The 5,729-nt window shown below is 67.1% G+C and carries 3 protein-coding genes; 1 reads left to right on the plus strand and 2 read right to left on the minus strand.

The window, feature by feature from the left end; genetic code table 11:
- Positions 1–81: 81 nt before the first annotated feature.
- On the minus strand, positions 82–678 hold the full coding sequence (locus tag ELR45_RS02935) for a hypothetical protein (RefSeq protein ID WP_129663245.1): 597 nt from the start codon (positions 676–678) through the stop codon (positions 82–84).
- Positions 679–736: 58 nt separating this feature from the next.
- A complete protein-coding gene (gene dnaE / locus ELR45_RS02940; protein WP_129663247.1) occupies positions 737–4,261 on the minus strand; it encodes a DNA polymerase III subunit alpha in 3,525 nt (1,174 codons plus the stop codon).
- A 305-nt stretch (positions 4,262–4,566) separates the two neighbouring features.
- Between dnaE and ELR45_RS02945 the strand changes: the two genes are divergently transcribed.
- Positions 4,567–5,729, plus strand: a 1,163-nt coding sequence (locus tag ELR45_RS02945) for a bifunctional phosphatase PAP2/diacylglycerol kinase family protein (protein WP_129663249.1), incomplete at its 3' end; no start/stop codon positions are given.

Genomic DNA, 5,729 nt, shown 5'->3' on the forward strand with positions numbered 1-5,729 from the left:
CCACAGAATTTCCCGGTCCCACCCAGCGCAACCACAGGCCGGCGACCACGAGCGGACCCAAAGCGCCAGACCGATGCAGGCTCAGCGCGACGATGTGCCGTTCCACACCCACGGCGTGCGATCGTCGCGGAACAGCGACATGACCGTCACGACGACGACCGCCACCACCGGCCAGGCGAACAACGCGGCCGGCGCCTCCAGCTCCATCGGCAGCGTCACCTCGGTGCCCGGAGCCTCGTCGCCGATCGACGGCCCGAGCAACACCCCGACCGCGAGCGCCAGCAGCGACCCGCCCAGACCGCCGCCCGCCAGACCCAGCAGCGCCGTCACCGGCCGCCGACGGTGCCGGACGCCGAAGAACACGCCGAGTACCAGACCGAGCCCCGCACCGAGGATGAAGAAGATCGCGATCTGGTCGAAGAGCTCCCGGGCGTGCTCGACCGGTGTGACCACGCCGTCCTCCACGACCTGCCCGGTGAGCTCCGGCGACAGCAGGTACCACACGATGCCCATGACGACGCCCAGCACGGCCGATGTGGCACCGATCTCCACGCCCACCCGGGCAGGGCTAGGCGCCGGTCGTCGCCCGCGCGTCCTGCGCTCACCAGGGTCTTCAGCGCGCGGCTCGGTATTGACGTCTGCCGGTGGACCGGTCCACGACGGGTTCTCTCCGCTCACGACGCCGGCCATGCAGGTGCCGGTTCAGCGGTCTGCTCCTGTTCACTCATCCGGACTATCAGACCACACACGTCGGTCCGAGCAGAGCCTTGAGGTCGCCCATCAGCGCCGTTGACGGCGTGACGCGAAGCCCGTCAGCCAGCCGCATGACCGTCACCCGCTCCGAGCCCGTCAGTTTCAGATGCACCTCGGTGGCGCCAGGATGGGTCACCAGAACGTCCTTGAGCCGCTCCACGACGGGAGGCGTGCACCGTGCCACTGGCATGGTGACCACCAGCGGTCCGGTCTCCGCCTCCGAGATGTCCGGCATGGTCATCTCGCTGGCCATGAACTGCGGCGACTCGTCGCGGCGATCCAGTCTCCCCTTCACCAGAACGACCTCGTCCTCGACCAGCTGCGTCGCGTAAAGCTGGTACGTGGCCGGGAAGAACAGGCACTCGATGGCGCCTTCGAGGTCCTCTACGGTGGCGATCGCCCAGGTATCGCCGCGTTTGGTGACCTTGCGCTGGATGCCGGTGATCAGGCCGCCGATGGTCAGTGAGGTACCGCTCGGCACCTCACTCTCATCGCTGAGCGCGGAGATCGGCCGGTCAACGGAGGCGGTGAGCATATGTTCCAGGCCCAGCAGCGGATGGTCCGAGACGTACAGGCCGAGCATCTCACGCTCGTAGCCGAGCTTGACCTTCTTGTCCCAATCAGACAGATCCGGGACGCTGATCTCCAGGCCCGAACTCTCCTCACCGGCTCCGCCGAACAGATCGAACTGCCCGATCGCCTCGTTGCGCTTCAGCGTGATCACGGCGTCGACAGTGTCGTCGACGATGGCGGCCAGAGCCCGTCGCGCGTATCCCATCGAGTCGAACGCACCAGCCTTGACCAGGGATTCCACGACTCGCTTGTTGCAGACGGGCACCGGGACCTTGCTCATGAAGTCGGGGAAGCTCTCGTAGCGGCCCTCGCTCTTACGGGCGGAGACGATCCCGTCGACGACGTTGCCGCCGACGTTGCGGATCGCCGCAAGCCCGAACCGGATGTCGGTGCCGACCGGGGTGAAGTCGCCCTCGGACTCGTTGACGTCCGGCGGGAAGACCTTGATCCCCATCCGGCGGCATTCGGACAGGTACAGCGCTGTCTTGTCCTTGTCGCCGCGGACCGACGTGAGCAGAGCGGCCATGTACTCGGCCGGGTAGTTGGCCTTGAGGAAGGCGGTCCAGTACGCGATCACGCCATACGCGGCGCTGTGCGCCTTGTTGAACGCGTAGTCGGAGAACGGGACCAGGATGTCCCACAGCGTCTTGATGGCCGCCTCGGAGAAACCGTTGGCCTTCATCCCGTCGGAGAAACCGACGAACTCGGCGTCGAGGACTTCGCGCTTCTTCTTGCCCATGGCGCGGCGGAGCAGATCCGCTTTTCCGAGCGTGTACCCAGCCAGCTGCTGGGCGATCGCCATGACCTGCTCTTGGTACACGATCAGGCCGTACGTGGTGCCCAGGATTTCCTCGAGCGCGTCCGCCAGCTCCGGGTGGATCGGGGTGATCTCCTGCTGACCGGTCTTTCGCAGCGCGTAGTTGATGTGCGAGTTCGCGCCCATCGGCCCCGGGCGGTACAGGGCGATGACGGCGGAGATGTCCTCGAAGGTGTCCGGCCGCATCATCCGCAGCAACGCACGCATGGGCCCGCCGTCGAGCTGGAACACGCCGAGCGTGTCGCCTCGTCCCAGCAGCTCATACGCCGCCCGGTCGTCGAGCTCCAGCTCGTCGAGGTCGACCGGGTCCTTGCCGTTGCGCACGATGTTCTTCAGCGCGTCATCGAGGATCGTGAGGTTGCGCAACCCCAGGAAGTCCATCTTGACCAGGCCGAGCGTCTCGCAGGTCGGATAGTCGAACTGCGTGATGATCGCGCCGTCCTGCTCCCGCTTCATGATCGGGATGGTGTCCAGCAGCGGCTCCGAGGACATGATCACCCCGGCCGCGTGCACACCCCACTGCCGCTTCAGGTTCTCCAGTCCCTTGGCGGTGTCGACGACGTTGCGCACATCGGTCTCGGACTCGTAGAGCTGGCGGAACTCGCCGGCCTCGTTGTAACGCGGGTGCTCCTTGTTGAAGATGCCGGAGAGCGGGACATCCTTGCCCATGACCGCGGGTGGCATGGCCTTCGTGACCCGCTCCCCCATGGAGAATGGGAAACCCAGCACCCGGGAGGCGTCCTTGACCGCCTGCTTGGCCTTGATAGTGCCGTAGGTGACGATCTGCGCGACGTACTCGCTGCCGTACTTCTCCGTCACGTACCGGATGACATCGCCGCGCCCACGCTCGTCGAAGTCGACGTCGAAGTCGGGCATGGAGGCGCGTTCCGGGTTGAGGAACCGCTCGAAGAACAGTCCGTGCTTGAGTGGGTCGAGGTCAGTGATGCCCATGGCGTACGCGGTCATGGAGCCCGCACCGGAGCCACGTCCCGGTCCGACCCGCACGCCGTTCCGCTTCGACCAGTTGATGAAGTCGGCGACGATGAGGTAGTAGCCGGCATACCCCTTTCCCGTCACCACCTCGGTCTCGTACTCGGCCTGCCTCCGCACGTCGTCCGGAATGCCATCGGGATAACGGCGGTGCAGCCCGCGCTCGACCTCCTTGACGAACCAGGACGTCTCGTCCTCACCCTCTGGCACCGGGAAATGCGGCATGTAGCGGCCGGCTTCCTCGACGAAGCTGATCTCGCACCGCTCCGCGATCAGCAGCGTGTTGTCGCATGCCTCCGGCAGCTCCGACCAGACCTCACGCATCTGTTCCGCGGACTTGAGGTAGTAGTCGTCGCCGTCGAGCTTGAACCGCTTGGGGTCGGCCATCGTGGAGCCGGACTGCACGCACAGCAGGACCTCGTGCGCCTTGGAGTCGCCCTTGTGGGTGTAGTGCAGGTCGTTGGTGGCCAGCAGCGGCAGCGAGAGATCCTTCGCCAGCCGGAGCAGATCGTCGCGCACACGTCGTTCGATGTCGAGCCCGTGCTCCATGAGCTCGACGAAGAAGTTCTCGGGCCCGAAGATGTCCCGGAACTCCGCGGCAGCGGCAACTGCCTCGTCGTACTTGCCGAGCCGGAGCATCGTCTGGACCTCACCGCTGGGGCACCCGGTGGTGGCGATCAAGCCCTTGGAGTACTTCTCCAGCAGCTCACGGTCCATCCGTGGCTTGAAGTAGAAGCCCTCGATCGAGGCGAGCGACGACAGCCGGAACAGGTTGTGCATGCCGGCGGTGTTCTCCGCCAGCATGGTCATGTGTGTGTACGCGCCGCCGCCTGAGACGTCGTCACCGCCGCCCTCGCCCCAGCGGACCCGGGTCTTGTCGAACCTGCTGGTCTTCGGAGTCAGGTAGGCCTCGGTGCCGATGATGGGCTTGATGCCGTATTTGTTGGCCTTGCTATAGAAGTCGTACGCGCCGAAAACGTTGCCGTGGTCGGTTGTGGCGAGGGCGGGCATTCCCTGCTTCGCCGCCTCGGTGAACAAGTCATCGAGGCGGGCGGCGCCGTCGAGCATCGAGTACTCGGTGTGCACGTGAAGGTGGACGAAGTTTCCGCCGGATCCAGCACTCGACACGACTAAACCAGACCTCCTAGAGCTGCCTCTCGGGTGAACGCACCCAGCTCCCGATCCAGCCACAATGCCGGGACGCGGCGGTGGCTCGATGAGGAACAGAGTTCACTCTATTCGGCCACACCGACAACGTGTCGGCGCCCCGCCGCACGGTCTCCCGACCAACAGCTCCGCCTCCGGCGGCGACCGTTGCGAGAGGCCGCCGTCGTCGTTCGCACGTGCCACGTCGTAGCCCGGGCGTACCACTGTGTGGGTTGCCGGACCGTACTGTGGAAGCTGGCACCACCCCGCCAGAGCTGGAGGCAGCGGTGAACACCGACACAGCCATGCGTCAGCTGAGCCAGTCCGCCAACAAGGGCCGGCTCTGGCTCGGCCTTGCCGCCGCCGGCGTTCTCTCGTCGCGACGGATGCGGCGCGCAGCCATACGCGGCGTCGGATCGTTGGCCGTCAGCAGCGCCACGGTGAACGTCGCGCTCAAGCCGCTGTTTCGCAGGCAGCGTCCCCTGCTCGAGAACACCCCGCTGATCCGCCGGCTGCGTCGCCAGCCCCGGTCCGCGTCGTTCCCCAGCGGCCATGCCGCATCCGCCGCGGCTTTCGCGACCGGTGTGACGCTGGAGCGGCCACCGCTCGCGTTGGTCGTGGCCCCGCTGGCCGCCGCCGTCGCCTACTCACGGGTTCACGTCGGGGTGCACCACCCCAGCGACGTCGTCGCGGGTGCGGCGATCGGAGCCACCATCGCCGTCGCCAGCCGCCGATGGTGGCCCGTCCGACCGGCCGCCCCGGCACGCATCCGGGACCACGTCGCGGCGGAACCGCTCCCCGAGGGCGACGGCCTGGTGGTCGCCGTCAACGCCGCCTCCGGGCTGTACGGGGACCCGACCGACGAGATCCGCCGGCTGCTGCCCGCCGCACGGATCCTCCAGGTCACGCCCGACGTCCAGATCGATGCCCTCGTCGCGGACACGGACCGGACGAAGGCATTGGGCGTCGCCGGCGGGGACGGTACGGTCGCCGCCGTCGCTGCACTCGCCCGTGACCGCGGCCTCCCGCTCGCCGTGTTTCCCTGCGGCACCTTGAACCACTTCGCCCGCGATCTCGGGGTCGAGACCTTCGACGACACCCGGCAGGCGGTCGAGTCCGGACAAGCCGTCGACGTCGACGTCGCACGCGCCAACGGTGTGACGTTCCTCAACACGGCGAGCATCGGCGGCTATCCGGACATGGTCCTCCGCCGCGAGCAGCTCGAGAGCAAGCTCGGCAAGTGGCTTGCGATGGCGGTGGCCGCCGGGCAGGTGCTGCGTCGCCACCGGCCGATCCGGCTGAGCCTGGACGGCGTCCCCACCAAGGTCTGGATGCTGTTCATCGGCAACGGCCAATACGTCCCGCGCGGGACGTTCCCGGCGTGGCGCCCACGACTCGACGATGGTGTGCTCGACATCCAATACCTGACGGCCGGCCGTTTCTCCCGGAC

Origin of the sequence: Phytoactinopolyspora endophytica (assembly GCF_004138495.1) — a bacterium.
GTDB classification, from domain to species: domain Bacteria; phylum Actinomycetota; class Actinomycetes; order Jiangellales; family Jiangellaceae; genus Phytoactinopolyspora; species Phytoactinopolyspora endophytica.